Annotated in this window: 24 protein-coding genes and 2 pseudogenes; 9 read left to right on the top strand and 17 right to left on the bottom strand. The window is 72.1% G+C overall.

What is annotated here, in order from left to right; translation table 11 throughout:
- Positions 1 to 134: 134 nt before the first annotated feature.
- Positions 135 to 464, top strand: coding sequence for a WhiB family transcriptional regulator (locus QOL88_RS24025; RefSeq protein WP_097219352.1), 330 nt, complete (start codon positions 135 to 137; stop codon positions 462 to 464).
- Between the two features lie 62 nt (positions 465 to 526).
- Here the strand turns inward: QOL88_RS24025 and QOL88_RS24020 are convergent, their stop codons facing one another.
- Complete coding sequence (locus QOL88_RS24020) at positions 527 to 1,426, bottom strand: LysR family transcriptional regulator (RefSeq protein ID WP_097219350.1); 900 nt, start codon at positions 1,424 to 1,426, stop codon at positions 527 to 529.
- Positions 1,427 to 1,507: 81 nt separating this feature from the next.
- On the opposite strand from QOL88_RS24020, the gene QOL88_RS24015 reads away from it, so the two are divergent.
- The 3 genes from QOL88_RS24015 to QOL88_RS24005 all read left to right on the top strand — a co-directional run bounded on the left by QOL88_RS24015 (position 1,508) and on the right by QOL88_RS24005 (position 3,870).
- Positions 1,508 to 2,176: an MOSC domain-containing protein gene (locus QOL88_RS24015; RefSeq protein ID WP_097219347.1), complete on the top strand. Its 669-nt coding sequence runs from the start codon at positions 1,508 to 1,510 to the stop codon at positions 2,174 to 2,176.
- Between the two features lie 94 nt (positions 2,177 to 2,270).
- Entirely contained in the window at positions 2,271 to 3,044 is a 774-nt protein-coding gene (locus QOL88_RS24010) for an SDR family NAD(P)-dependent oxidoreductase (RefSeq protein WP_097219344.1), read from the top strand.
- Positions 3,045 to 3,162: 118 nt separating this feature from the next.
- Complete coding sequence (locus tag QOL88_RS24005; RefSeq protein WP_097219342.1) at positions 3,163 to 3,870, top strand: ester cyclase; 708 nt, start codon at positions 3,163 to 3,165, stop codon at positions 3,868 to 3,870.
- 58 nt (positions 3,871 to 3,928) lie between these two features.
- Here the strand turns inward: QOL88_RS24005 and QOL88_RS24000 are convergent, their stop codons facing one another.
- The 4 genes from QOL88_RS24000 to QOL88_RS23985 all read right to left on the bottom strand — a co-directional run bounded on the left by QOL88_RS24000 (position 3,929) and on the right by QOL88_RS23985 (position 8,595).
- Positions 3,929 to 4,984, bottom strand: a complete 1,056-nt coding sequence (locus QOL88_RS24000; RefSeq protein ID WP_179878942.1) for a hypothetical protein — start codon at positions 4,982 to 4,984, stop codon at positions 3,929 to 3,931.
- Between the two features lie 140 nt (positions 4,985 to 5,124).
- Entirely contained in the window at positions 5,125 to 6,750 is a 1,626-nt protein-coding gene (gene groL, locus QOL88_RS23995) for a chaperonin GroEL (RefSeq protein WP_097219340.1), read from the bottom strand.
- A gap of 121 nt (positions 6,751 to 6,871) precedes the next feature.
- Positions 6,872 to 7,180 carry a co-chaperone GroES gene (gene groES, locus QOL88_RS23990; RefSeq protein ID WP_003974211.1) on the bottom strand — a complete coding sequence of 103 codons (309 nt, stop codon included), beginning with the start codon at positions 7,178 to 7,180 and terminating at the stop codon, positions 6,872 to 6,874.
- A gap of 512 nt (positions 7,181 to 7,692) precedes the next feature.
- The gene (locus QOL88_RS23985; protein WP_257027880.1) at positions 7,693 to 8,595 is read right to left on the bottom strand and encodes a hypothetical protein; all 903 of its coding nucleotides are present in this window, start codon (positions 8,593 to 8,595) and stop codon (positions 7,693 to 7,695) included.
- Positions 8,596 to 8,765: 170 nt separating this feature from the next.
- Here QOL88_RS23985 and QOL88_RS23980 point away from each other — a divergent pair.
- Positions 8,766 to 9,002, top strand: a pseudogene (locus QOL88_RS23980) (maleylpyruvate isomerase family mycothiol-dependent enzyme); the annotation flags it as partial.
- Between the two features lie 53 nt (positions 9,003 to 9,055).
- On the top strand, positions 9,056 to 9,424 hold the full coding sequence (locus QOL88_RS23975) for a transposase (RefSeq protein ID WP_257027879.1): 369 nt from the start codon (positions 9,056 to 9,058) through the stop codon (positions 9,422 to 9,424).
- Here the strand turns inward: QOL88_RS23975 and QOL88_RS23970 are convergent.
- Positions 9,421 to 10,137, bottom strand: a complete 717-nt coding sequence (locus QOL88_RS23970; RefSeq protein WP_257027878.1) for a polysaccharide deacetylase family protein — start codon at positions 10,135 to 10,137, stop codon at positions 9,421 to 9,423. The two genes, QOL88_RS23975 and QOL88_RS23970, sit on opposite strands and share 4 nt — an antisense overlap.
- Positions 10,134 to 11,072, bottom strand: a complete 939-nt coding sequence (locus QOL88_RS23965; protein WP_179878941.1) for a polysaccharide deacetylase family protein — start codon at positions 11,070 to 11,072, stop codon at positions 10,134 to 10,136. Before QOL88_RS23965 ends, QOL88_RS23970 begins: the two co-directional genes overlap by 4 nt.
- A 118-nt stretch (positions 11,073 to 11,190) precedes the next feature.
- Between QOL88_RS23965 and QOL88_RS23960 the strand changes: the two genes are divergently transcribed.
- Entirely contained in the window at positions 11,191 to 12,354 is a 1,164-nt protein-coding gene (locus QOL88_RS23960; protein ID WP_097219338.1) for a class I SAM-dependent methyltransferase, read from the top strand.
- A 3-nt stretch (positions 12,355 to 12,357) separates the two neighbouring features.
- Here QOL88_RS23960 and QOL88_RS23955 read toward each other — a convergent pair whose 3' ends face one another.
- The 5 genes and pseudogenes from QOL88_RS23955 to QOL88_RS23935 form a co-directional block, all read right to left on the bottom strand.
- Positions 12,358 to 13,563 carry an RNA polymerase sigma factor gene (locus tag QOL88_RS23955; RefSeq protein WP_257028079.1) on the bottom strand — a complete coding sequence of 402 codons (1,206 nt, stop codon included), beginning with the start codon at positions 13,561 to 13,563 and terminating at the stop codon, positions 12,358 to 12,360.
- 218 nt (positions 13,564 to 13,781) lie between these two features.
- Positions 13,782 to 14,138, bottom strand: coding sequence for a YciI family protein (locus QOL88_RS23950; RefSeq protein ID WP_097219336.1), 357 nt, complete (start codon positions 14,136 to 14,138; stop codon positions 13,782 to 13,784).
- Positions 14,139 to 14,268: 130 nt separating this feature from the next.
- Complete coding sequence (locus QOL88_RS23945) at positions 14,269 to 15,318, bottom strand: LCP family protein (RefSeq protein ID WP_097219334.1); 1,050 nt, start codon at positions 15,316 to 15,318, stop codon at positions 14,269 to 14,271.
- Positions 15,319 to 15,391: 73 nt separating this feature from the next.
- Positions 15,392 to 15,621 (bottom strand): annotated as a pseudogene (locus tag QOL88_RS23940) (cellulose binding domain-containing protein); the annotation flags it as partial.
- A gap of 81 nt (positions 15,622 to 15,702) precedes the next feature.
- Positions 15,703 to 16,764 (bottom strand): LacI family DNA-binding transcriptional regulator, encoded by a 1,062-nt coding sequence (locus QOL88_RS23935; protein WP_097223151.1) that lies wholly within the window; start codon positions 16,762 to 16,764, stop codon positions 15,703 to 15,705.
- A 137-nt stretch (positions 16,765 to 16,901) separates the two neighbouring features.
- On the opposite strand from QOL88_RS23935, the gene QOL88_RS23930 reads away from it, so the two are divergent.
- The gene (locus tag QOL88_RS23930) at positions 16,902 to 19,202 is read left to right on the top strand and encodes a beta-xylosidase/alpha-l-arabinosidase (protein ID WP_097219331.1); all 2,301 of its coding nucleotides are present in this window, start codon (positions 16,902 to 16,904) and stop codon (positions 19,200 to 19,202) included.
- 18 nt (positions 19,203 to 19,220) lie between these two features.
- Here QOL88_RS23930 and QOL88_RS23925 read toward each other — a convergent pair whose 3' ends face one another.
- The 4 genes from QOL88_RS23925 to tsaB are packed head-to-tail and all read right to left on the bottom strand — an operon-like array spanning position 19,221 to position 21,709.
- Entirely contained in the window at positions 19,221 to 19,478 is a 258-nt protein-coding gene (locus tag QOL88_RS23925) for a hypothetical protein (protein WP_097219329.1), read from the bottom strand.
- Positions 19,475 to 20,560 carry a tRNA (adenosine(37)-N6)-threonylcarbamoyltransferase complex transferase subunit TsaD gene (gene tsaD, locus QOL88_RS23920; RefSeq protein WP_097219326.1) on the bottom strand — a complete coding sequence of 362 codons (1,086 nt, stop codon included), beginning with the start codon at positions 20,558 to 20,560 and terminating at the stop codon, positions 19,475 to 19,477. Before tsaD ends, QOL88_RS23925 begins: the two co-directional genes overlap by 4 nt.
- Positions 20,553 to 21,059: a ribosomal protein S18-alanine N-acetyltransferase gene (rimI, locus tag QOL88_RS23915; protein WP_229829107.1), complete on the bottom strand. Its 507-nt coding sequence runs from the start codon at positions 21,057 to 21,059 to the stop codon at positions 20,553 to 20,555. Before rimI ends, tsaD begins: the two co-directional genes overlap by 8 nt.
- Positions 21,056 to 21,709 carry a tRNA (adenosine(37)-N6)-threonylcarbamoyltransferase complex dimerization subunit type 1 TsaB gene (gene tsaB / locus QOL88_RS23910; protein ID WP_097219324.1) on the bottom strand — a complete coding sequence of 218 codons (654 nt, stop codon included), beginning with the start codon at positions 21,707 to 21,709 and terminating at the stop codon, positions 21,056 to 21,058. The genes rimI and tsaB overlap by 4 nt, the downstream gene beginning before the upstream one ends.
- Positions 21,710 to 21,820: 111 nt before the next feature.
- Between tsaB and QOL88_RS23905 the strand changes: the two genes are divergently transcribed.
- Positions 21,821 to 22,387: a hypothetical protein gene (locus QOL88_RS23905; RefSeq protein WP_097219322.1), complete on the top strand. Its 567-nt coding sequence runs from the start codon at positions 21,821 to 21,823 to the stop codon at positions 22,385 to 22,387.
- Positions 22,388 to 22,411: 24 nt separating this feature from the next.
- Here QOL88_RS23905 and QOL88_RS23900 read toward each other — a convergent pair whose 3' ends face one another.
- A complete protein-coding gene (locus tag QOL88_RS23900; protein ID WP_179878940.1) occupies positions 22,412 to 22,579 on the bottom strand; it encodes a hypothetical protein in 168 nt (55 codons plus the stop codon).
- Positions 22,580 to 22,802 lie beyond the last annotated feature (223 nt).

Raw genomic sequence — 22,802 nt, 5'->3', positions numbered from 1 at the left:
ATTCAGACCCATTTCTTCCGCTTTGCCAGTGTCTGGAGCTAGATTCGCAATGAGTCATATTTTCATCTCCTTAGATCGTAGTTGTACGGTCGTAGACACCGGATCCGCCCAGAACGGCTACAAGGGGTCACGTAATGGCAGATTTCTCCCGCCTTCCCGGACCGAACGCGGACCTGTGGGACTGGCAGCTGCTGGCTGCCTGTCGCGGGGTGGACAGCTCGCTGTTCTTCCATCCGGAGGGCGAGCGCGGTGCGGCGAGGAGCGCTCGTGAGAACTCGGCCAAAGAGGTCTGCATGAGGTGCCCGGTACGCGCCGAGTGCGCTGCCCACGCACTGGCGGTGCGTGAGCCGTACGGCGTGTGGGGCGGGCTGACCGAGGACGAGCGCGAAGAGCTGATGGGGCGGGCGCGCAACCGGCTGGTGTCGGCGTCGGCATCGGGCGGGCAAACCGCCTCGAACAACTGAAGGAACGTTTCTTCGAACGGGCACGCGCACGCGTGCCGTTGGTTTTTGACGCGGGTGGGCCGCTACTGCCGGCGGGCGGCCCGGGCCAGCTGGTCGAGCGTCGCGGCCACCGCCGGGACCTGCGCGAGGTCGGGCAGCGTGAGCGCGACGATCTCCCGCCGCACCGCCGGTTCGAGCCGCACGGTGCGCACCCCCCGGGGCCGTACCGACTCGACGGCCAACTGGGGCAGCACGGCCACACCCAGGCCGGCGCCGACCAGCCCGACCACCGCCGGATAGTCGTCGGTGGCGAAGTCGATGCGCGGGGTGAAGCCGGCCGCCGCGCACACCTCGATCAGCTGTCCGCGGCAGCGTGGGCAGCCCGCGATCCACGGCTCCCCGGTGAGCTCGCCGATGTCGACGGACTCCGCGCCCGCGAGCCGGTGCCGCTCCGGCACGAGCGCGACGAGCCGGTCCGACAGCAGCGGCCGTACGACGAGGTCGTCCCACTCCTCCGCGCCCGCGGCCCCCTCATAACGGAAGGCGAGCGCCACGTCGCAGTCGCCCTCGCGCAGCAGGCCGACGGAGGCGGGCGGCTCGGCCTCCTCCAGGGAGACGCGGGTGCCGGGGTGCGCCGCGCGCAGCGCGGCGAGGGCCGTGGGGACGAGGGTGGAGCTGCCGCTGGGGAAGGAGACGAGCCGGACCCGGCCCGCGCGCAGCCCGGCGATGGCGGCGACCTCCTCCTCCGCGGCCGTGAGCCCGGCGAGGATCCCGGAGGCGTGCCGCACCAGGGCCTCGCCGGCCTGGGTCAGGCGCATCTCGCGTCCCGTGCGGATCAGCAGGGGTGTGCCGACGGAGGTTTCCAGGGCCTTCATCTGCTGGCTGACGGCGGGCTGGGTGCAGCCCAGCTCGCGGCCCGCGGCGGAGAAGGAGCCGGTGGTCGCGACGGCGCGCAGAACGCGGAGATGACGAGCTTCGATCACCCGTCAAGGATAAGCGACCCTTTGACGGCGATGCGAATAATGCGTCGACGCTTTGGGGTCCGGTCGCTTAGCGTGCGGTGCATGAAGCTTCTGTCTGTGAATCTGGGCCGTGCCGAGGCCGCGCCGTACGCGGACGGCCCCGGGGGCGTGACCGGGATCGACAAGCGGCCGGTGGAGGGGCCGGTGCGGGTGTCCGCGCCCGGGCCCCAGGGGATCGGCGGGAGCGGGCTGGCCGGCGACGCGGTGTGCAAGCTGGAGCACCACGGCGGCGACGACCAGGCCGTGTACGCCATGGCCCGCGAGGACATGGACGAGTGGGAGCGCGAGCTGGGCCGGACGCTGCCCGACGGCGCGTTCGGCGAGAACCTGACGACCCGCGGACTGGACGTGTCCGGTGCCCTGATCGGCGAGCGCTGGCGGGTCGGGCCCGAGGTGGTGCTGGAGATCACCTCCGGGCGGATTCCGTGCCGCACATTCCAGGGCCACCTGGACGAAAAGGGCTGGGTGAAGCGGTTCACGCGGCGAGGGGCGCCGGGGGCGTATTTGCGGGTGATCGTGCCCGGCGAGATCCGCGCGGGCGATGCCGTCGAGATCGTGCACCGGCCCGGCCACGACGTGACCGTGGCCCTGCAGTTCCGGGCGGTGACGACCGAGCGGACGCTGCTGCCGCGGCTGCTGGCCGCGGGCGAGGCCCTGCACCCGGAGGCGCTGCGCACGGCGCGGGAGTACAAGGAGAAGTACGGGGCCTGACGGCCGCTCACCACGCCTGTCTCCACCGACCCTTCACCACGGACGGCCCCACGGGGAAGCGGATGCACCCAGTCCAGGTCACTAACCTTCTGCCATGACAACGGCTCTGATTACGGGATCGACGGCAGGCATCGGAGCCGCGTTCGCGCGGCGACTGGCGGCGGACGGGCACAACCTGGTGCTGGTGGCCCGCGACACCAAGCGGCTGAGGGAACAGGCGACCGAGCTGCACGACCGGCACGGCATCGAGGCGGAGGTGCTGACGGCCGACCTGGCCGAGGACAAGGGGATCGAGGCGGTGGCCGGACGTCTCGGTGACCGCAAGAACCCCGTCGACCTCCTGATCAACAACGCCGGATTCGGCAACAAGGGCCGCTACCTGGACGTCTCCATGGCCGACGAGCTGCGGATGCTGAAGGTGCACTGCGAGGCGGTGCTGCGGCTGACGTCGGCGGCGACCGAGGCGATGCGCGAGCGGGGCCGGGGCGGCGTGGTCAACGTCGCGTCGGTGGCCGCCTTCGTCCCCCGGGGAACCTACGGCGCCTCCAAGGCCTGGGTCGTGCAGTTCACCCAGGGCGCGGCGCGCGACCTGGCCGGCAGCGGCGTACGGCTGATGGCGCTCTGCCCGGGGTTCGTGCGCACCGAGTTCCACGACCGGGCCGGGATGGGCACCGACAACATCCCGGGCTGGATGTGGCTCGACGCGGACAAGCTGGTGGCGGCGGCGCTGCACGATCTGGCGCGCGGCAAGACGCTGTCCGTCCCGGACCCGCGCTACAAGGCCCTCTTGGGGGCGGCGAAGCTGGTGCCGCGGGGGATGCTGGGGGCGGTGTCGTCCAGGACGGGCCGGAAGTACGGGCCGCGGTAGGCGCGCGCCGGCCGGCCCCTCTTCTGCCCTCCTGCCTCATGAGCCGGGAGGCAGGAGGGCTTTCCCCTTGGGACAATGAAGCTGTTCAGCCGGACCCAGGGGGGCCGGAGGCGAGGCCATGACCTTCGTACAGCTCATCGAATGCAGGACCAGCCGGCTCGACGAGATGAACCGGCTGATGGACCGGTGGGTCGAGCAGACCAAGGGGAAGCGGACCGCGTCGCACAGTGTGATGGCGAAGGACCGGGCCGACTCCTCGCACATCGTGGAGATCGTGGAGTTCCCCTCGTACGAGGAGGCGATGCGCAACTCCGGGCTGCCGGAGACCGACCGGATCTTCCAGGACATGGTGGCGCTCTGCGAGGAGACGCCGACCTTCACGGACCTGGACGTGGTGCGGGACGAGCAGCTGTACGCGGCCACCGCGCGCAGGTTCTTCGAGCTCTTGGCCGACCGTGGTGACGCGCCCACGCTCAACGACGTGTTCATCGAGGACTACCACGACCACGATCCCGCCAACGTGCAGGACACCATCGGGCTGGACGCCATGCGGCGCGAGGTGGAGATGTGGCGGAGCGGGTTCGACCTCTCGTTCACCATCCACGACCAGATGGCGCAGGGCGACCGGGTGTGCACCCGGTGGACCTTCCACGGCCGTCACACGGGCGACTTCCTCGGGATCCCGCCGACCGGCCAGGACGTCACCATGACCGGGACGACCATCCACCGGTGCACGCCGGACGGGAAGATCGCCGAGGGCTGGTGGCAGTACGACCGGCTGGGGCTGATGCAGCAGCTGGGAGCGTTGGAGCCCACGGAACTCTGACGCCGCAGCCGGCGGGCGAGGGGCTCACGAGGCGGGGGAAGACCGGCCGCCGGGCCGGCTAGTCGCCGCCTCCTCCGCCCCCGCCGTCACCGCCGCCTCCGTCGCCCCCGCCTCCGTCCCCTCCGTCTCCGCCGTCTCCGCCGTCACTGCCCCAGCCGTCGCCACCGCCGGGTTCGTTGTCGTCGCGGCCCCTGCCGAGGTTGCTGAACCAGGGGTGGTCCCAGGTGTCGCCGTCCGTGTTCCGGCCGGGCCTCACGGCACGGAACCTGGCCAGGCCCGTCGTGTCGCCGAGGCCGAAGGAGACGGCGACCGCGTGTGCCATGACGGCGTCCAGCGGGTCGGGGCTCTCGTGGCGCACGTCGGCCAGCGGCAGCAGCACCGAGCCGGGCTGCGGACCGGGCCACCGCCCGGGACGGGTCAGCAGCGCGACCCGCCGGCCGTCGCGCAGCAGACACGAACTCTCCGCGGTCTCGCGGCGCAGGGTCCAGCGCCGGGCGGGCAGCCCTATCTCCACGCTGCTCTTGGACTTGCGGAACTTCTTCTGAAGGATCAGCCGGGCGCCGACGTCTCCGACGGTCATGACCAGGCCACTGCCCGGAACCGTCGAGTCACCGCGGAAGCCGTAGGGAGCCCGCAGGCGCACGGCGGGAGCGCCCGGGCCCCAGACGTCCACGCGGACCAGGCGCCGGTCCACGGCGACGGCGACCGGCCCGGCGGGCCCCGGCGCGTACCGCCGCGCGATCCACAGCGGCACGCCCTCCGCCTGCGCCCGAGCGGCGAGGGCGGCCACCTGGTCCGGCCCGCCGCACCTGCGCGCGGCCAGTTCGCCGAGCGCCCGGGCGAAGTCGGCGGTCCGGCGCACCTTCAGGGGCGTGGTGGTGCCGGTGACGCGGGTGACCGGGACGATGCCCGGGCCCTGCACGAGCGACGCGAGGGGGCGTTCGGCCCCGCCGCCGCCGAGCCAGTGCCCGCGCAGATACGCCTCGGCCATGGCGCCGAGGTTCAGCTCGTCCAGTGGTGTGGTCCGGCCGCCCCTGCGCAACCGGTCCTCGGTGAGTTCCGCGGTGCGCGCCAGCGGATTCCGGGACCGTTCCTCGTAGAGCACCTGGCTCATGACAACCCCCTTCTGCTCCGGTATTCAGGAGGCCGAAGACGGTCGCGCCGGTTCCCTGACCGGTGGAGAGGAACGGTGAGGGCCCGGCACCCCGTTTCCGGGGTGCCGGGCCCTCACTCAGGCTCTGGCGACCTTGGTCGTCAGTGGGCGTGGCCGTGGCCGTGGCCCGCGGCGGCCGGCTCTTCCTCTTCCTTCTTCTCGACGACCAGGGTCTCGGTCGTGAGGAGGAGGGAGGCGATGGAGGCGGCGTTCTCCAGGGCGGAGCGGGTGACCTTCACCGGGTCGATGACGCCGGCCTTGACCAGGTCGCCGTACTCGCCGGTGGCGGCGTTGAAGCCCTGGCCCTTGTCGAGCTCGGCGACCTTGGAGGTGATGACGTAGCCCTCCAGGCCGGCGTTCTCGGCGATCCAGCGCAGCGGCTCGACGGCGGCCTTGCGAACGACCGCGACACCCGTGGCCTCGTCGCCGGTCTTGCCGAGGTTGCCCTCGAGGACCTTGACGGCGTGGACCAGCGCGGAGCCACCACCGGAGACGATGCCCTCCTCGACCGCGGCGCGGGTCGCGGAGATGGCGTCCTCCAGACGGTGCTTGCGCTCCTTCAGCTCGACCTCGGTGGCGGCACCCACGCGGATGACGCACACGCCGCCGGCCAGCTTCGCGAGGCGCTCCTGGAGCTTCTCGCGGTCCCAGTCGGAGTCCGTGGACTCGATCTCGGCCTTGATCTGGGCGACGCGGCCCTGCACGTCGTCCTTGTTGCCGGCGCCGTCGACGACCGTGGTGTCGTCCTTGGTGACGGTGACGCGGCGGGCGGAGCCGAGGACGTCCAGACCGACCTGGTCGAGCTTGAGGCCGACCTCCTCGGAGACGACCGTGGCGCCGGTGAGGACGGCCAGGTCCTGCAGCATCGCCTTGCGGCGGTCGCCGAAGCCGGGGGCCTTCACGGCGACGGCGTTGAAGGTGCCGCGGATCTTGTTCACGACGAGGGTGGAAAGGGCCTCGCCCTCGACGTCCTCGGCGATGATCAGCAGCGGCTTGGAGGCGTTCGACTGGATGACCTTCTCCAGCAGCGGCAGGAGGTCCGCGATGGCGGAGATCTTGCCCTGCGTGATGAGGATGTACGGGTCGTCCAGGACGGCTTCCATGCGCTCCTGGTCCGTCACGAAGTACGGCGACAGGTAGCCCTTGTCGAAGGCCATGCCCTCGGTGAAGTCCAGCTCCAGACCGAAGGTGTTGGACTCCTCGACGGTGATGACACCGTCCTTGCCGACCTTGTCCATGGCCTCGGCGATGAGCTCGCCGACCTGCGTGTCCTGGGCGGACAGACCGGCGACGGCGGCGATGTCGGACTTCTCGTCGATCGGCCGGGCGGTCGCGAGGAGCTCCTCGGAGACCGCGGCGACGGCGGCGTCGATGCCCTTCTTCAGGGCGGCCGGGGAGGCACCGGCGGCGACGTTCTTCAGGCCCTCGCGCACGAGCGCCTGGGCGAGCACGGTCGCGGTGGTCGTACCGTCACCCGCGATGTCGTTGGTCTTGGTCGCCACCTCCTTGACCAGCTGGGCACCGAGGTTCTCGTACGGGTCCTCGACCTCGACCTCGCGGGCGATGGTCACACCGTCGTTGGTGATGGTGGGAGCGCCGAACTTCTTGTCGATGACGACGTTGCGGCCCTTGGGGCCGATCGTCACCTTGACCGTGTCGGCAAGCTTGTTGACGCCGCGCTCGAGGGCGCGACGGGCGTCCTCGTCGAACTTCAGGATCTTCGCCATGGGAGCGGTTCAGCCCTCTCGGAAAACGTGGGTGAAACGAACCGCGCCCCCGACGCCCGGCTTCATAAGGTCGCGGGGGCCAGGGGCGCAGTTCACTGCAATGCTGGTAATGCCGGGTGAATTACTTCTCGACGATCGCGAGCACGTCGCGGGCCGAGAGGACGAGGTACTCCTCGCCGTTGTACTTCACCTCGGTGCCGCCGTACTTGCTGTAGAGCACGACGTCGCCGACGGAGACGTCGAGCGGAAGACGGTTGCCGTCCTCGAAGCGGCCCGGGCCCACGGCCAGGACGACGCCCTCCTGGGGCTTCTCCTTGGCGGTGTCCGGGATGACCAGGCCAGAGGCGGTGGTCTGCTCGGCGTCGAGCGGCTGGACCACAATGCGGTCCTCGAGCGGCTTGATGGCAACCTTGGAGCTGGTGGTCGTCACGATCCGACCTCCCCCTTCGGAGATCTCACGGGGTTAACTGTCTGAGGTGGCGACCAGGTGGATCCGTCGTCGCGGGTGCCGGACCTGCCCGTCGCTGTGTTGGCACTCTCCTAGGGGGAGTGCCAGAGCCGAGACTATGACTGCGATTAGCACTCGGTCAAGCGGACTGCTAATTGCCGACGGCGCGTCGGCCGGGTGTTCTCTCCAGCCGGTCCGTCAGGTGGTCCCTCAGAAGGCCCTGTCAGCGGCGCTACCGGTGGTCCTACGGGTGGCTCTCCAGCCGGTCCGTCAGGTGGTCCTACCGGTGGTCCTAGTGATCTGGTTCGGAGATCCTGTCGCAGTAGCGGCAGATGCGGTCGATGATCCAGCCGGGTATCGCCCATCCACGCAGCAAGAGCCCCGAGCGCGCTACCCGCCGCAGCAGAACGCCGCAATCTGACAGAGGGGACGCCTCACGTGGCGACCCACGACCTCAAAACCAGATCACTAGTACGTCCTGCGAGGCGCCGTTCCTAGCGCATCAGCAGTCCCCGCATCCCCAGCCCGTAGTGCACGCGCAGCCGGTGCAGCTCCCACAGGCCCACCGCCGTGACGGAGAGCGGGGCGCCCAGGATGAACACGTACCGGATCACCGTCGGCACGCCCTCGTGGGCGCCGGTGAACATGTCGATCAGTGCCATCTCCCACGCCAACGCCATGATCAGCAGCGGCGGCACCGTCTCGTGGATGTCCGCGGTGCGGAACACGTGCTGGACGGCGAGTCCCACGCCCCAGACGACGAACGGCGTCACCCAGAAGAGGACGAAGAGGGTGAACGCGAGGATGAGGCCCTTCGTCACGGTGAAGTGGCCCTCCACGAGGGGTTCCTGGCCCTCGAAGAACCCTGAGAGCACGATGACCGGGAAGACGGCGGTCGCCGCCATCATGGCCACGATCGCGCCGAAGCACCGCCCCGCCCGGCGCAGCAGGTCCCGTCGCGCCGCCGGAGCGGCCAGGCCGTACAGGACGCCGACGACGACCGGGAGGGTCGCCGCCAGCACGAGGGCGCTGGTCCACGACTTGTCGACCTGCTCGTCCGCCGCATCGCTGAGCTTGGGGGCGAGCTTGTAGGCGTAGGACATCCACAGGAACGCGCCCACGCCGACCAGGGTCCTGATCTTCCGCATCCGCGCCACCTCAGGATCCGAGACGATGCCCGGCCGTGACGGGGTGAAGACCCTGCGCGCGGTGTGGATGGGGCCGATCCGCCGCCGCAGCCGGGTGATCGGCCCGCCCGGCGGCGGCACCGGTGGCCCCGGGTAGGGCGGCTGGGGCTGTGGCGGCACGTAGGGCTGGGGCGGATAGGGCTGAGATGGCTGCGGCTGGTAGGGCTGCGGCCCCTGGGGCGACTGTCCGCCCGGGTTCCAGTTGCTCATCGTTCGTCCCCCGATATGCGAGTGTGCGCCACGATGGGCGCGATCGCCGAGTGTATTGAGCACACAGGGTCCGCGCAGCCCTCGCTCTGGGCCGTGCACCGAACGGCCACAACTATGCAAGCATGCTTGCTTGTCTTCTTCGGCGCTGCCATGCCCGAGGGGAGCGTCCCGTGTCCGATCCGACGCCCGTGTTCGACGACCTGCGCGAGGAGAGCGAGGAACTCGACCGGCTGGTGGCCGAGTTGAGCGCCGAGCAGTGGGCGCTCGCCACCCCGGTGCCCGGCTGGAGCGTCGCCCACCAGATCGCGCATCTCGCCTGGACGGACCATTCGGCGCTGCTGGCCGCGACCGGCACGGACGCCTTCCACGTCCACACGGAGGTCGACCGCGCGGTGCTGGACAGCTTCCCGATCTCCTTGCCGGTGGCGGTGTTCAGGGCGGCGAACAGGTCCACGGTGCCGTGCCGGACGTAGAGATCGACCGCCAGACCGATCCCGGCCTGGCGGTCCACGTGATCTGCGACAACCTCTCCGACCACAAGGCGCCGGTGGTGCACAAGTGGCTGCTTGCGCATCCCCGGTTCCGCCTGCACTTCACCCCGGCCTACTCGTCCTGGATCAACCAGGTCGAGCGGTCGTTCGCGATGCTGGAACGACGCCGCCTTGAACGCGGCGTGTTCTGCTCGCTTGATGAACTGAAGACCGGGCTCGAAGCGTGGATCAAGACCTGGAACGAACAGGCCCGGCCCTTCAAGTGGACCAAGACCTCAGATCAGATCATCGACCGCATCTGCCGCTACTGCGACAGGATCTCCGGACCGGGACACTAGAGGTGGTCCTCCAGCCGCCCCACCCGAAGCCCCGTCCGCGCGATCTCGCGCAGCAGCCGCACCGTCCGTTCCGTCAGGCTCGGGGACATCGTCTCGCCTGCCGGCACCGAGACGATGTCGCCGGGCCGCAGGGCCGGCTCGCCCCGGGTGTAGGTCAGTTCGCCGTCGGTGTTCAGGGACGCGCGCCACAGCACGACCGCCGTGATGCCGCAGTCGGCCGCCGCGCGCAGGGTCGCCCGGTCGTAGGTGCCGTAGGGCGGGCGGAAGAGGCGGGGGCTGATGCCGAAGCGGGAGCGGAGTTTGTGCTGCTGGCCGCAGATCTCGGCGCGCTGGCCGGCGTAGGGCAGGCCGCGCAGGGCGGGGTGGTCGAGGGTGTGGTTCTGGATGGACGCGCCGACCGCGCGCAGCCGGGCGAAGTGGCCGTAGCCGGGGCCCACGACGCTGTCCGTGAGGAACATGCTGACAGGGAGGCGCCGTTCGCGGACGAGGCCGACGAAGCGGGGGTCGCGCTCGGCGCCGTCGTCGTAGGTGAGGAAGACGACGGGTTCGCGGGTGGGGACGTGGTCCACGACGGGCGGCAGCCGCCGGGGGGCGCCCTCCGCGCGGGGCGGGGCCTGCGCCCGGCCGTCGGCGGCGCCCGGCCGCTCCCCCGCGCCCCCGGCGCAGCCGGCCAGCAGGACCGCGCACAGCAGGGCGGCGGCCGGCCGCCTCACAGGTAGTCCTCCAGCCGCCCGACCGCGTATCCCTGGGCCGTCACCTTGTTCAGGAAGCGGCGGACCATGTCGGCCATCGTGCCCTTCCACTGGTCGCGGCCCCGGAAGTGCGTGAGGACGATGTCGCCCCGGCGCAGCTTGCGATCCCCCTCGCGGTACTCCCAGTGGTCGGCGAAGACCTCCTGGTTCCACAGGGGCGCGTACGCGATGCCGCAGGTCTTGGCGGCGCGCAGGGTCGCCCGGTCGTAGCTGCCGTAGGGCGGGCGGAAGAGGGTGGGGCGCTTGCCGAACCGCCGCTCCAGGTAGCGCTGCATGCCGCAGATCTCACGCTTCTGCGCCCGGTAGGACATGCCCCGCAGATTGGGGTGATGAAGGGTGTGGTTGTTCAGGACCACGCCCCTGGACTGCATCGTCCGGAAGTAGCGGGTGTCGTCCTTGACCAGGTAGCCGCTGAGGAAGGCGGTGTACGGGACGTCCAGGTCGCTCATCATCCGCAGGAACGCCGGGTCCTTCTCGGCGCCGTCGTCGATGGTGAGGAAGACGACCTTGTCCCGGGTGGGGACCCTGGTGAAGACGGGCGGCAGGTCCAGTTCCCGGTGACCGTCCACCTCGAAGCCCTTGCGGGTCCTGATCCTCGGCTTCTCCCGCGGGGCCGGCGGGGCGGCGCGCGGGACCTTGCGCAGGCCCCAGCGGTGCGCGGCGGCGACCCGGGCGGCGTGCGCGGCGCGCAGCTTGGTGGCGTAGGAGTCGAGCGCGCGGGCCGGGGGCGCCTCGAGGGGCTGCTGGCCACCCGCCGGGGTGACCTGGTCGCTGTCGCCGTCCTGCGCGCAGCCGGAGGCGATGGCGGCGAGGACGAGCACGGTGAGGCCGATCCGTACGCCCGCGGACCTCCGCCCCAACGCCCGGCTTTTGTCATTTTGTACGACTGCTCGCATGGTGCCGGATCCTCGCAGCGCCTCCCGTCGATCCCGGCCCGACACCGCGGCCGGCGCCTCACCGTCCACCGACTGGCCCACACGCCACCCGCCCGCCGCCGTGGCCGACAATGATCCGGTGAACGACCTCGCTCCCCTCCTCACCCCCGAAGGCCGCGCCCTCCTCGACGAGGTGCGGGACACCGACCCGGCGCAGGAGCTGGCCGTCGCGACCCGGCTGCGCCGCGAGCACCCCGCCGAGCTGGTGTCGGCGGCGCTCGGGCAGGCGCGGCTGCGGCAGCGGGCGGTGGCGAAGTTCGGGGCCGAGGACGCGGGCCGGATGTTCTTCACGCCGAACGGCGTCGAGCAGTCGACCCGGGCGAGCGTGGCGGCCTACCGGGCCCGGCGGATGGCCGAGGCGGGCATCACCTCGGTCGCCGACCTGTGCTGCGGCATCGGCGGTGACGCGATCGCGCTGGCCCGCGCCGGAATCCGGGTACTGGCCGTGGACCGGGACCCGCAGACGGCCGCGGCCGCCCGGGCGAACGCCGACGCGCTGGGTCTGTCCGGCCTCGTCGAGGTGCGCGAGGCGGATGTCACGGACGTGGACACGGCCGGTTTCGACGCCGTGTTCGTCGACCCCGCCCGGCGCGGCGGCCGTGGCCGGATCTTCGACCCCGAGGCCTACTCGCCGCCCCTGTCCTGGGCGATCTCGGCGGCCCGCCGGGCTCCGCGCGGCGCCGCTCTGAAGGTCGCCCCCGGCATCCCGCACGAGGCGGTCCCCGAGGACGCCGAGGCCGAGTGGATCTCCGACGGCGGGGACGTCAAGGAGGCGGTGCTGTGGTTCGGCACCGGGCCGGGGGCGGTCCGGGCGACCCTCCTGCCGGGACCGCGCACCCTGCTCTCCCGCGGCCTGCCCGACCCGCAGGTCCGCCCGCCCGGCCGCTACCTCTACGAGCCCGACGGCGCCGTCATCCGCGCCCACCTGGTCGCCGAGGTGGCCGACCGGGTGGGCGGCGGGCTGCTCGACGCGACCATCGCGTACGTCACGGCCGACGCCCTGCACCCGACCCCGTACGCCACCGCCTACGAGATCACCGACCATCTGCCCTTCAACGTCAAGAAGCTGAAGGCGCTGCTGAGGGAGCGCCGGGTCGGCATTCTCACCGTCAAGAAGCGCGGCTCGGCGGTCGAGCCGGAGGAGCTCCGCAAGAAGGTCAAGCCGCAGGGGCCGCACGCGGCCACGGTGTTCCTGACCCGGGTCGCGGGGGCACCGGCGATGCTCATCGGGCACCCCGCCTGACCTTCAGGACGGCTCGGCCGCCCTCCGCAGCAGCAGGTCCCGCTCCCTCTCGTTGCGCGTGAGCGACGCCGCCCGTTCGAACTCCGCCCGGGCCTCGGCCGTACGACCGAGGCGGGCGAGGAGATCGCCGCGGACGCTGGGCAGCAGGTGGTAGTCGCGCAGGGCGGGGTCGCCGGTCAGGGCGTCGACGAGGAGGAGGGCCGCGGCCGGGCCCTCGGACATCGAGACGGCCACCGCGCGGTTCAGCTCCACGACCGGGGACGGGGAGCGGGCGGCCAGGAGGCCGTACAGGGTGGCGATGCGGGACCAGTCGGTCTCCTCGTAGGTGTACGCGTGCGCGTGGCAGGCGGCGATGGCCGCCTGGAGGAGGTACGGGCCCGGGGCGCCGGAGGAGGTGGCCTCGGCCCGGCCCAGTGCGGTGATGCCGCGGGCGACGAGCATGCGGTTCCAGCGGGAACGGTTCTGGTCCTTCAGCAGGACCGGCTCGCCGGAGGGGCCGGTGCGGGCGGCCGTGCGGGAGGCCTGGAGCTCCAGGAGCGCGGTGAGGCCGTGCACCTCGGGTTCCTTCGGCATGAGGGCCGAGAGCACCCGGGCCAGGCGCAGGGCGTCCTCGCACAGGGACGGGCGGAGCCAGTCGTCGCCGGCCGTGGCGGCGTAGCCCTCGTTGAAGATCAGGTAGATGACGTCGAGGACCGAGCCGAGGCGGGCCTCGCGGTCGGGGCCGTGCGGCACCTCGAAGGCGACGTTCTTCGCCGCGAGGGTGCGTTTGGCGCGGACGATGCGCTGCGCGACCGTCGGCTCCGGGACCAGGAAGGCGCGGGCGATCTCGGTCGTGGTCAGGCCGCCGAGCAGGCGCAGGGTGAGGGCGGTGCGGGCCTCGGTGGAAAGCACCGCGTGGCAGGCGGTGAAGACCAGGCGGAGCAGGTCGTCGTCGATGTCGTCGGGGTCGGCGGGCTTCTCCGGGGGAGCCGTGGCCGACAGGTCCCGGCCGATCTCCGCGAGCTTGCGGGCGTAGTTCTCCCGGCGCCGGACCAGGTCGACGGCACGGTGGCGCGCGGCGGTCATGAGCCAGGCGCCCGGGTTGTCGGGCACCCCGTCCCGTGGCCACTGCTCCAGTGCCGCGACCAGTGCGTCCTGCGCGAGTTCCTCGGCGATCCCGACGTCCCGGACGACCCGTGCGACACCGGCGATGATCCGGGGCGCCTCCATGCGGAAGACGGTTTCGATGACCTCGGCGGTGCGGTCGGGCCGGGGTGGTGGCGGGGGTGCCGGCTGCGGGGCCGGCTGCGGCTGCGAGGCCGAGGAAGACCCAGGCGCCAGGACCGACTGCGGATCCGGCGGCGGGGCCGGGGTGGGCTGCGGGGTCACAGCCCACCATCAGACACCCGTGGTGCCGCCCGGCCAAGCGGAACCGGCGCGCGGACCGGTCAGTCCTCGGCGATCTGCCGGACCTCGGCGGTGATCGTCCAGTAGTCCTCGTGCAGCGACAGGAACCGCTTGGTCCACTCGATCGCCTCGGCCTTGTCCTTGCACTGGCTGATCGAGTAACCGCCGATGACCTCCTTGGACTCGGTGAACGGCCCGTCGGTGACGGAGAGTTGTCCGCCCTCCCAGGTCACCCGACTGCCGTCCGAGGTCGGAGTGAGCCCGGCCGTGTCCAGCATGACCCCCGCCTTGGTGATCTCCTCCAGGAGCTTGCCCATCCGGTCCATGAGCTCGGGGCTCGGGCCCTCGGCGGGGGCGTTCTTCTCGTCGATGCGGATCAGGGTGAGAAAGCGCGGCATGGTGACTCCTCGGGGTCTTCGGGAGCGGGGCTCTTCCCCGCTCTCACCCCTGCGTCGATCGGGAGAACGACGGATCGACATGCTCGCCGGAATTCTTCGAAGATCTTTTTACTTGAGGCGTTCCCGCAGGTCAGCGCAGCGACTCCCACAGCTTCCCCGCCTCGGGCTCCTCGGCCACCACCCGGTTGGGATCCGACGGGGCCCGCACCACGGGCATCATCACCGTCCGCACCCTGGTCGCCGGAAGGCCCTTCAGGCTCTGGGCGAGCCGGGTCAGTTCGGCGAGGGAGTCCAGGCCGGTGTCGGTGGTGAGGCCGGCGGTGACCGTGTCCGCGACGCGGTACAGCTTGGCCGGGTCGGTGAGCAGGTCCTGAGAGGCGATCTGCTCCAGCAGGGCCTTCACCAGCTTCTGCTGGAGGCCTATGCGGCCCAGGTCGCTGCCGTCGCCTATGCCGTGCCGGGTGCGGGCCAGCGCGAGCGCCTGGGTGCCGTCGAGGTGGTGGGTGCCCGCCTTGAGCCGCAGATGGCTGTCCTCGTCGGCGATGTCCTCGTCCGTGGTGACGGTGACACCGCCGAGCGCGTCGACCAGCTTGGCGAAGCCCGAGAAGTCGATCTCGAGGTAGTGGTCCATGCGGACGTTCGTCATCTCCTCGACCGTCTTCACCGCGCAGACCGGTCCGCCGACCTCGTACGCGCTGTTGAACATGGAGTGGTGGGCGACCGCCGTCGATCCCCCGGACGGGCGCGGGCAGGACGGGCGGGTGACCAGGGTGTCGCGCGGGATGCTCACCACCGTGGCGCTGGTCCGCCCGGCGTCGAGGTGGACGACCATCGCCGTGTCGGAACGGGCGCCGGAGCTGTCGCCGCCGCCGAGCCGGCGATTTTCCTTGCCGCTGCGCGAGTCCGAGCCCAGGACCAGGATGTTGAGGGCCTCGCTCGGCAGGGCCGGGCCCGCGGGCGACGGTGTGGTCACCGGCTTCGGCGGCCGGTTGTCGCCCAGCGCGTTGTCGATGTCGACGCCTTTGATGTTGTCGCTGAGATGCCAGTAGGCCCAGCCCGCCGCTCCGGCGCCCAGCACCAGCGTCCCCGCCAGAGTGAGGCCGGCGATCTTCAGCGCTCTCGACCGCCGGCCCACGTCCGTGCCCTCGTCCCCGTTGAGTCCCGTCACGGGCAGGAACATAAGTCCGAATTATTACGGGCAGGGAGCCCAGGACGCCCTTTCTTCGGAAATTCTCAGATTTCAGGACCCGGGATCACCCCAGCGTCACCACCGGCACCGGATTGCTCACGTCCCACGCGCCGTTGAACCCGAACGTCACCGAACCGCCGTCCGGTACCGAGCCGTTGCAGGGGGCGTTGGCGCAACTGACTGCCAATAGGGGGCGTTGGCGCAATTGACCGCCACCCCCGACTGCGTGCGGTCCGCGTTCCAGGCCCGGGTGATCCGCTGCCCGGCACCGAACGTCCAGTTCGCCTGCCACGACCTCCGAAAGTTTCGCTGATGCCACCGATTGGCTTCGGTACCGCGTGAAGGCGTCCGGAACACTCGCCAATACAGCACCTGTTATTCCGCAGGTCCCGCCGTGCTGCTGCGCACCACCAGACTCGTCGCCAGCTCCACCCTCGTCGCCGCCTCGGTCCCCTCGTCCCGCCCGAGGTCGAGGACCAGCTTGGCCGCGGCCTCGGCCATCTCCGTCAGCGGCTGCCGTACGGTCGTCAGCGGCGGCCCGACCCAGGGCGCCACCGGCAGATCGTCGAAGCCGACCACGCTCAGGTCCTCCGGGATGCGCAGCCCCAGCTCGCGCGCGGCCTCGTACAGCCCGAGCGCCTGGAGGTCGTTCCCGGCGAAGACGGCGGTCGGCCGGTCCGGGCGGCGCAGCAGTTCCAGGCCACGCCGGTAGCCGGCCTCGTGGTGGAAGTCGCCGGTGGCGATCAGGGCGGGATCCACCGGCAGCCCGGCCGTCTCCAGCGCGGCCCGGTAGCCGTCGATCCGGGCCCGGCTGCACATCATCTGCGAGGGCCCCGTGATCGCGCCGATCCTGCGGTGCCCCAGCTCGACCAGATGCCGGGTGGCGGCGAGACCGCCCTGCCAGTTGGTCGCGCCGATCGACGGCACGTCGGCCCCGGGGTCGCCGGCCGGATCCATCACGACGAACGGGATGGAGCGGCTGGTCAGCAGCGCCCGCTGCGACTCGTCGAGCCCGGACAGGACCAGGATCACGCCGTGCGGGCGGCGCGCGGCGACCTGGTCGGCCCAGGTCCGCCCCGGCGTGAGCCGCCCCGCGCTCTCCGACAGCACCACGCTCAACCCCGCGTCCCGGGCCACGTTCTCCACGCCCCGGATGACCTCCATCGCCCACGCGCTCTCCAGCTCGTGGAAGACCAGGTCGATCAGGGGCGAGCGGGTCGCCTCGGCACGGCGGCGCCGGTAGCCGTGGGCGCGCAGCAGGTCCTCGACGCGGGCCCGGGTGGCCGGGGCGACGTCGGCACGGCCGTTGAGGACCTTCGAAACAGTCGGCGCCGAGACGCCCGCCTCGCGGGCGATCTCGGCGAGCGTCGCGGTCTGCGCGGTGCGCCCCTGCGTCCGGGTCTGCGTCCGGCTTTCAACGGGCTCCGGGGATGTCATGGCGGCGATCGTAACCCTGCGGGCCCCCTTGACGAAGTCCTCGCACCGCCATAGGTTCCCGGAACATTCGAAGTTCATAACGAAACATTCGTGGATACGTTCGTGAGAGGGCCGTCCGTCCACCCGACAGGAGCTTCATGACCACCGCGCCCTGGCGTGACCCCGCGCTGCCCGCCGCCGCCCGCGTCGACGACCTGCTCTCCCGGATGACCCTGGAGGAGAAGACCGCCCAGTTGTACGGCGTGTGGGTGGGCGCCGCGACGGACGGCGACGGAGTCGCTCCGCACCAGCACGACATGACCGTCGAGTACGACTGGGCCGAGCTGATCACCCACGGTCTCGGCCAGCTGACGCGCTCCTTCGGCACCGCCCCCGTGGACCCGGCACTCGGCGCGCAGGCCCTGGCGCGTGCCCAGCGCCGTATCGCCGCGGCCGGCCGCTTCGGCATCCCGGCGATCGCGCACGAGGAGTGCCTGGCCGGCTTCACCGCCTGGCGGGCCACGGCCTATCCGGTCCCGCTGGCCTGGGGCGCGACCTGGGATCCGCCGTTGGTCGAGGAGATGGCCCGCCGCATCGGCGACGACCTGCGCTCGGCCGGCGTGCACCAGGGCCTCGCACCCGTGCTGGACGTCGTACGCGATCCGCGCTGGGGCCGCGTGGAGGAGACCATCGGTGAGGACCCGTACCTGGTCGCCACGGTCGGCACGGCCTATGTGCGGGGCCTGGAGTCGGCCGGGGTCGTCGCCACGCTCAAGCACTTCGCCGGGTACGCCTCCTCGGCCGGCGCCCGCAACCTCGCCCCCGTGCGGGCGGGGGTGCGCGAGTTCGCCGACGTCACCCTGCCGCCCTTCGAGATGGCCCTGCGCGAGGGCGGGGCCCGCTCGGTGATGGCCGCCTACACCGAGACGGACGGGGTCCCGGCCTCCGCGGACCCCGGGCTGCTGAGCCATCTCCTGCGCGAGGAGTGGGGCTTCACCGGCACGGTCGTCGCCGACTACTTCGGCATCGGCTTCCTCCACACCCTCCACCGGGTCGCCGCGAGCCCGGCCGCGGCGGCCCACGCGGCCCTCACCGCCGGCATCGACGTCGAGCTGCCCACCGTCAAGTGCTACGGCCGGCCGCTGCTGGAGGCGGTCCGCTCGGGCGAGGTCCCCGAGGAGCTCGTGGAACGCGCGGCCCGCCGCGTGCTGCTCCAGAAGTGTGAACTCGGCCTGCTGGACGAGGACTGGGCGCCCGAGCCGGCCACGGCGGTCGACCTCGACTCGACGGCCAACCGGATCCTGGCCCGTCGCCTGGCCGAGGAGTCGGTGGTCCTGCTCGACAACCCCGACGGCCTGCTCCCGCTGGCCCCCGACACCCGTATCGCGGTGGTCGGCCCCCGGGCGGCCGACGCCCTGGCCATGCTGGGCTGCTACTCCTTCCCGTCCCACGTCCTGCCCCACCACCCCGACGTGCCGGTCGGCATCGAGATCCCGACCGTCCTGGACGCCCTGCGCTCCGAACTCCCCGACGCCAAGGTGACGTTCGCGCAGGGCTGCGACGTGACGGACCCGGACACCGGCGGCTTCGCGGAGGCCATCGCCCGCACCGCCGAGGCGGACGTGTGCGTGGCGGTCCTCGGCGACCGGGCGGGCCTGTTCGGCCGGGGCACCTCGGGCGAGGGCTGCGACGCGACGGACCTCGGCCTGCCGGGCGCCCAGAGCGAGCTGCTGGACGCGCTGGTCGCCACCGGCGTCCCCGTGGTGCTGGTGCTGCTGACCGGCCGCCCCTACGCGCTGGGCCGCTGGCACGGCCGCCTGGGCGCCGTCGTCCAGGCCTTCTTCCCGGGCGAGGAGGGCGGCCCGGCGGTCGCGGGCGTCCTGGCGGGCCGGGTCAACCCCTCCGGCCGCCTGCCCGTCAGCGTCCCGCGACTCCCCGGCGGGCAGCCCTGGACCTACCTCCAGCCGCCCCTCGGCCTCGCGGGCGAGGTCAGCAACCTCGACCCGACCCCGCTGTACGCCTTCGGCCACGGCCGCTCGTACTCGGCGTTCGCCTGGGAGGTGCCCGCCGCCACCGGGCCGGCCGAGATCGGCACGGACGGCTCGTACGAGGTGTCGGTGACCGTCCGCAACACGGGTGCTCGCGAGGGCGCGGAGGTGGTGCAGCTGTATCTGCACGACCCGGTGGCGTCCGTGACGCGCCCCGACATGCGGCTGATCGGCTACCAGCGTGTGACGGCGGCCCCGGGCGACGCGGCCCGGGTGACCTTCCGCTTCCACGCCGACCTGTCGTCCTTCACCGACCGCTCGGGCCGCCGGGTGGTCGAGCCGGGCGCCCTGGAACTGCGGCTGGCGGCGTCGAGCGCGGACGTACGGCACACCGCGCACCTCACCCTGACGGGCCCGGTCCGGGTGCTCGGCCCCGACCGGCGGCTGCGCTGCGAGACCGGGGTGTCGTAGGCCCCGGGCCGGCCCCGGTCAGTCGCCGGTGACCGACTCGAACCGCCACCGGTGCACCGCCCGGGTGACCAGTTCCCCGCCCGGCTCGGGCAGTTCGGGCAGCTCGGCGTCGTAGGGCGCGTCCCACCAGGTGATGACGAGGACCCGGTCCTGCGGTGCCCGGAAGATCTCCCGGCGCAGGGGCTCGCGCGCGAGCTCCTGCGCCCGCGCCCAGGCGAGCAGGTCCTCACCCCGCCCGTCGGACGCCCGGGCCTCCCACATCAACGCGACCGTCACGAGTAGAGGTTCTCCTTGCTGACCTCGTGCACATGGTCGTGCCCGGGCACGTGCGGCTCGGTCACCGGCAGGGACGAGTCCGCCGACAGGTCCCAGGCCGACGCCGCCCGGTTCCGGGCGACCATCTCGGCGCCCAGGGCGGCGACCATCGCGCCGTTGTCCGTGCACAGCTTGGGCCGCGGTACGCGCAGCCGGATGCCGGCCGCCTCGCAGCGCTCCTGGGCGAGGACGCGCAGCCGGGAGTTGGCGGCCACGCCGCCGCCGATCATCAGGTGGTCGACGCCCTCGTCCTTGCAGGCCCGGACGGCCTTGCGGGTCAGCACGTCGACGACCGCCTCCTGGAAGGACGCCGCCACGTCCCGCACCGGCACCTCCTCGCCCGCCGCCCGCTTGGCCTCGATCCAGCGGGCCACGGCGGTCTTCAGCCCCGAGAAGGAGAAGTCGTAGGCCGGGTCGCGCGGGCCGGTCAGGCCCCGGGGGAAGGTGATCGCGTTCGGGTCACCCTCCTTCGCGTACCGGTCGATGACCGGGCCGCCGGGGAAGCCCAGGTTCAGCACGCGGGCGATCTTGTCGAAGGCCTCGCCGGCCGCGTCGTCGATGGTGGCGCCCATCGGGCGGACGTCGGAGGTGATGTCCGAGGACAGCAGCAGCGAGGAGTGGCCGCCGGAGACCAGCAGGGCCATGGTCGGCTCGGGCAGCGCGCCGTGCTCCAGCTGGTCCACGCAGATGTGCGAGGCGAGGTGGTTGACGCCGTAGAGCGGCTTGCCGAGGGCGTAGGCGTAGGCCTTCGCCGCGGACACGCCGACCAGCAGGGCACCGGCGAGGCCGGGACCGGCGGTGACGGCGATGCCGTCGAGGTCGCGGGCGGTGACGCCCGCCTCCTTCAGCGCGCGGTCGATGGTGGGGACCATCGCCTCCAGGTGGGCGCGGCTCGCGACCTCCGGGACGACGCCGCCGAAGCGGGCGTGCTCGTCGACGCTGGAGGCGACGGCGTCGGCCAGCAGGGTGGTGCCCCGGACGATGCCGACGCCGGTCTCGTCGCAGGAGGTCTCGATTCCCAGTACGAGGGGTTCGTCAGCCATTGATCTCGGTTCCTTGTACGGAGTTCTCGGGGGCGGTCAGGCGCATCACCAGGGCGTCCACGTTCCCGGGCTGGTAGTAGCCGCGCCGGAAACCGATGGGCTCGAAGCCGAAGCGCTCGTACAGCTTCTGTGCGCGGACGTTGTCGACCCGGCACTCCAGCATCACCTCGGCGCACTCGAAGGCGCCGGCCGCCCGCAGCAGTTCGGCCAGCAGCCGGGCGCCGAGGCCGGTGCCCCACAGCTCGCGGGAGACGGCGATGGTCTGGACGTCGCCCTGCTCGCCGGTGGCGACCAGACCGGCGTAGCCGACGATCCGGGAGGCGTCCTCGGCGACCACGTACCGCCGGTTGGCCCCGGGACCCCGCGCATGGGCCAGCTCGGACCAGAACATGCCCCGGGACCAGGCGTCCTCGGGGAACAGGTCCCGCTCCAGTTCCAGCACGGAGTCGATGTCCCACCAGCGCATCTCGCGCAGCGCACACGTCACGGGTTCGGTCACTTGGGGGTGACCACCTTGTAGTTCTTGGGGACCTGGGCGTCGGGGCGGCGCAGGTACAGCGGCCGGGGCGCGGGGAGTTCCTCGCCGGCCGCCAGCTTCTCGGCGGCCAGCCGGGCGAGGGCGGCGGCGGAGACGTGCTCCGGCTCGTGCGCCTTGGGGAAGGTGTCCGGGTACAACAGCGCGCCCGCGCCGACCGCGGGCAGCCCCTCGACCTGCTCGGCGATGTCGGCGGGCCGGTCCACGGCCGGGTCGGTGACCCGGGTCCGGGAGTCGCTGTAGCGGGCCCAGTACACCTCCTTGCGGCGGGCGTCGGTCGCGACGACGAACGGGCCCTCCAGGTCGGCGGCGTAGGCGAGGCCGTCCAGCGTGCACACGCCGTGCACGGGGACACCGAGCGCGAGCCCGAAGGTGTCCGCGGTCATCAGGCCGACGCGCAGCCCGGTGTACGGTCCCGGACCGATCCCGGCGACGATCCCCGTGAGGGCGTCGATCCGCAGACCGGCCTCGGCGAGGACCCGGTCGATCGCCGGCAGCAGCAGTTCCCCGTGCCGCCGCGCGTCCACCTGACTCGAGGAGGCGATGACATCGCGTCCGTCGTGCAGCGCGACGGTGACGGCGGGCGTGGCGGTATCCAGAGCGAGCAAGAGCACGCAAACAGCCTACGGCTCTCCGGGGCCCGGCACGGCCGCACCTGTCGGGTCGTCACGTGCTGCTACCGTCACCTACCGTCACGACAGCGATACGACGTGAGGTGGACTCCGGTGTCAGCCAGCAGCTCGGGAATCGTGGCCGGGCTCACCGCCGCGGCCCTCGTGACGGTCGGCTACCTCGCCCATCAGGCGGCCGAGTCCCTCCCCGCCGGCCTGGGCAGAGCGGCGCACGCGGGCGCCGCACCGGCGGCCGGCACATCGAAGGCGCCCCAGGTGAAGAAGGACCCCACGGCGCTGCCCGGCGACTCGGGCAAGGGCGCCCGGGTCGTGTACTCGCTGCGCGGTGACCGGGTGTGGCTGGTCGCCGGGGACGAGGCGGTCAGCCGTACGTTCGAGGTGGACCCGAGCGCGGTGGACCCGGCGCCGGGCAGCTACGCGGTGACGTCCCGCTCGAACTCGGTCACCGGGTCCGACGGCGTCCCGGTCGAGCACGTGGTGCGCTTCGCGACGGTGGACGGCGTGGTGGTCGGCTTCAGCTCCGCCGTGGGAGGCCCGACCGCCTCCGCCCCGGCCCCCGCCCCGAAGGCCCGCACGGGCGGCATCCGCGAGTCCCCCGCGGACGGCGACGCGATGTGGACGTTCGCGACGATCGGCCGCACGGTGGTGGTGGTCCGCTAGGACCGGTCGTCCGGGTCAGTGCACCTAGGCCGCTTCGCGGTGCTCGGGGACCCGCTCGGAGAGCTCCGGGTCGGGAGCGCGCGGGGGCGTGGAGATCAGCGCCGCCGCCTCGCCGGCCGCCAGCAGGTCGCGCATGGACACCCCGGCGACCGCGAACCGCTGCGGCTGCCCCTTGCTCTCTGTAGCCGACATGGACGCCTCCCGAAGGGCCGGGGCAAACGAAGTTAGGTACACCTAACTACGGACTGGATACCATGTGACCACGCACAAGACGCCGGACGCAACATCTTGCCGACGTCTTGTCGGAACGTTCATCAAATGACCGCACACCGGGACCGGGGCAGCGCAAATTCAGGCGGCGGGAACCCGGGCGGCGAGCCCTCGGGGAGCAAGCCCTCAGCCGGCAAGCACTCGG

This window comes from Streptomyces sp. Ag82_O1-12, assembly GCF_900182715.1.
Lineage (GTDB): Bacteria > Actinomycetota > Actinomycetes > Streptomycetales > Streptomycetaceae > Streptomyces > Streptomyces massasporeus.
This window is presented reverse-complemented; position numbering and strand designations above follow the sequence as displayed.

Coding starts and splice junctions, on each gene's coding strand:
- QOL88_RS23950 (WP_097219336.1), bottom strand. CDS start 14,138: ATGCCGCGCTTTCTCACCCTGATCCGCATCGACGAGAAGAACGCCCCC.
- QOL88_RS23935 (WP_097223151.1), bottom strand. CDS start 16,764: ATGACATCCCCGGAGCCCGTTGAAAGCCGGACGCAGACCCGGACGCAG.
- tsaD (WP_097219326.1), bottom strand. CDS start 20,560: ATGGCTGACGAACCCCTCGTACTGGGAATCGAGACCTCCTGCGACGAG.
- QOL88_RS23945 (WP_097219334.1), bottom strand. CDS start 15,318: ATGTTCCTGCCCGTGACGGGACTCAACGGGGACGAGGGCACGGACGTG.
- groL (WP_097219340.1), bottom strand. CDS start 6,750: ATGGCGAAGATCCTGAAGTTCGACGAGGACGCCCGTCGCGCCCTCGAG.
- QOL88_RS23900 (WP_179878940.1), bottom strand. CDS start 22,579: ATGTCGGCTACAGAGAGCAAGGGGCAGCCGCAGCGGTTCGCGGTCGCC.
- QOL88_RS23985 (WP_257027880.1), bottom strand. CDS start 8,595: ATGAGCAACTGGAACCCGGGCGGACAGTCGCCCCAGGGGCCGCAGCCC.
- QOL88_RS24010 (WP_097219344.1), top strand. CDS start 2,271: ATGACAACGGCTCTGATTACGGGATCGACGGCAGGCATCGGAGCCGCG.
- QOL88_RS23930 (WP_097219331.1), top strand. CDS start 16,902: ATGACCACCGCGCCCTGGCGTGACCCCGCGCTGCCCGCCGCCGCCCGC.
- QOL88_RS24015 (WP_097219347.1), top strand. CDS start 1,508: ATGAAGCTTCTGTCTGTGAATCTGGGCCGTGCCGAGGCCGCGCCGTAC.
- QOL88_RS24000 (WP_179878942.1), bottom strand. CDS start 4,984: ATGAGCCAGGTGCTCTACGAGGAACGGTCCCGGAATCCGCTGGCGCGC.
- QOL88_RS24025 (WP_097219352.1), top strand. CDS start 135: ATGGCAGATTTCTCCCGCCTTCCCGGACCGAACGCGGACCTGTGGGAC.
- QOL88_RS23955 (WP_257028079.1), bottom strand. CDS start 13,563: ATGGAGGCGCCCCGGATCATCGCCGGTGTCGCACGGGTCGTCCGGGAC.
- QOL88_RS24005 (WP_097219342.1), top strand. CDS start 3,163: ATGACCTTCGTACAGCTCATCGAATGCAGGACCAGCCGGCTCGACGAG.
- QOL88_RS23965 (WP_179878941.1), bottom strand. CDS start 11,072: ATGCGAGCAGTCGTACAAAATGACAAAAGCCGGGCGTTGGGGCGGAGG.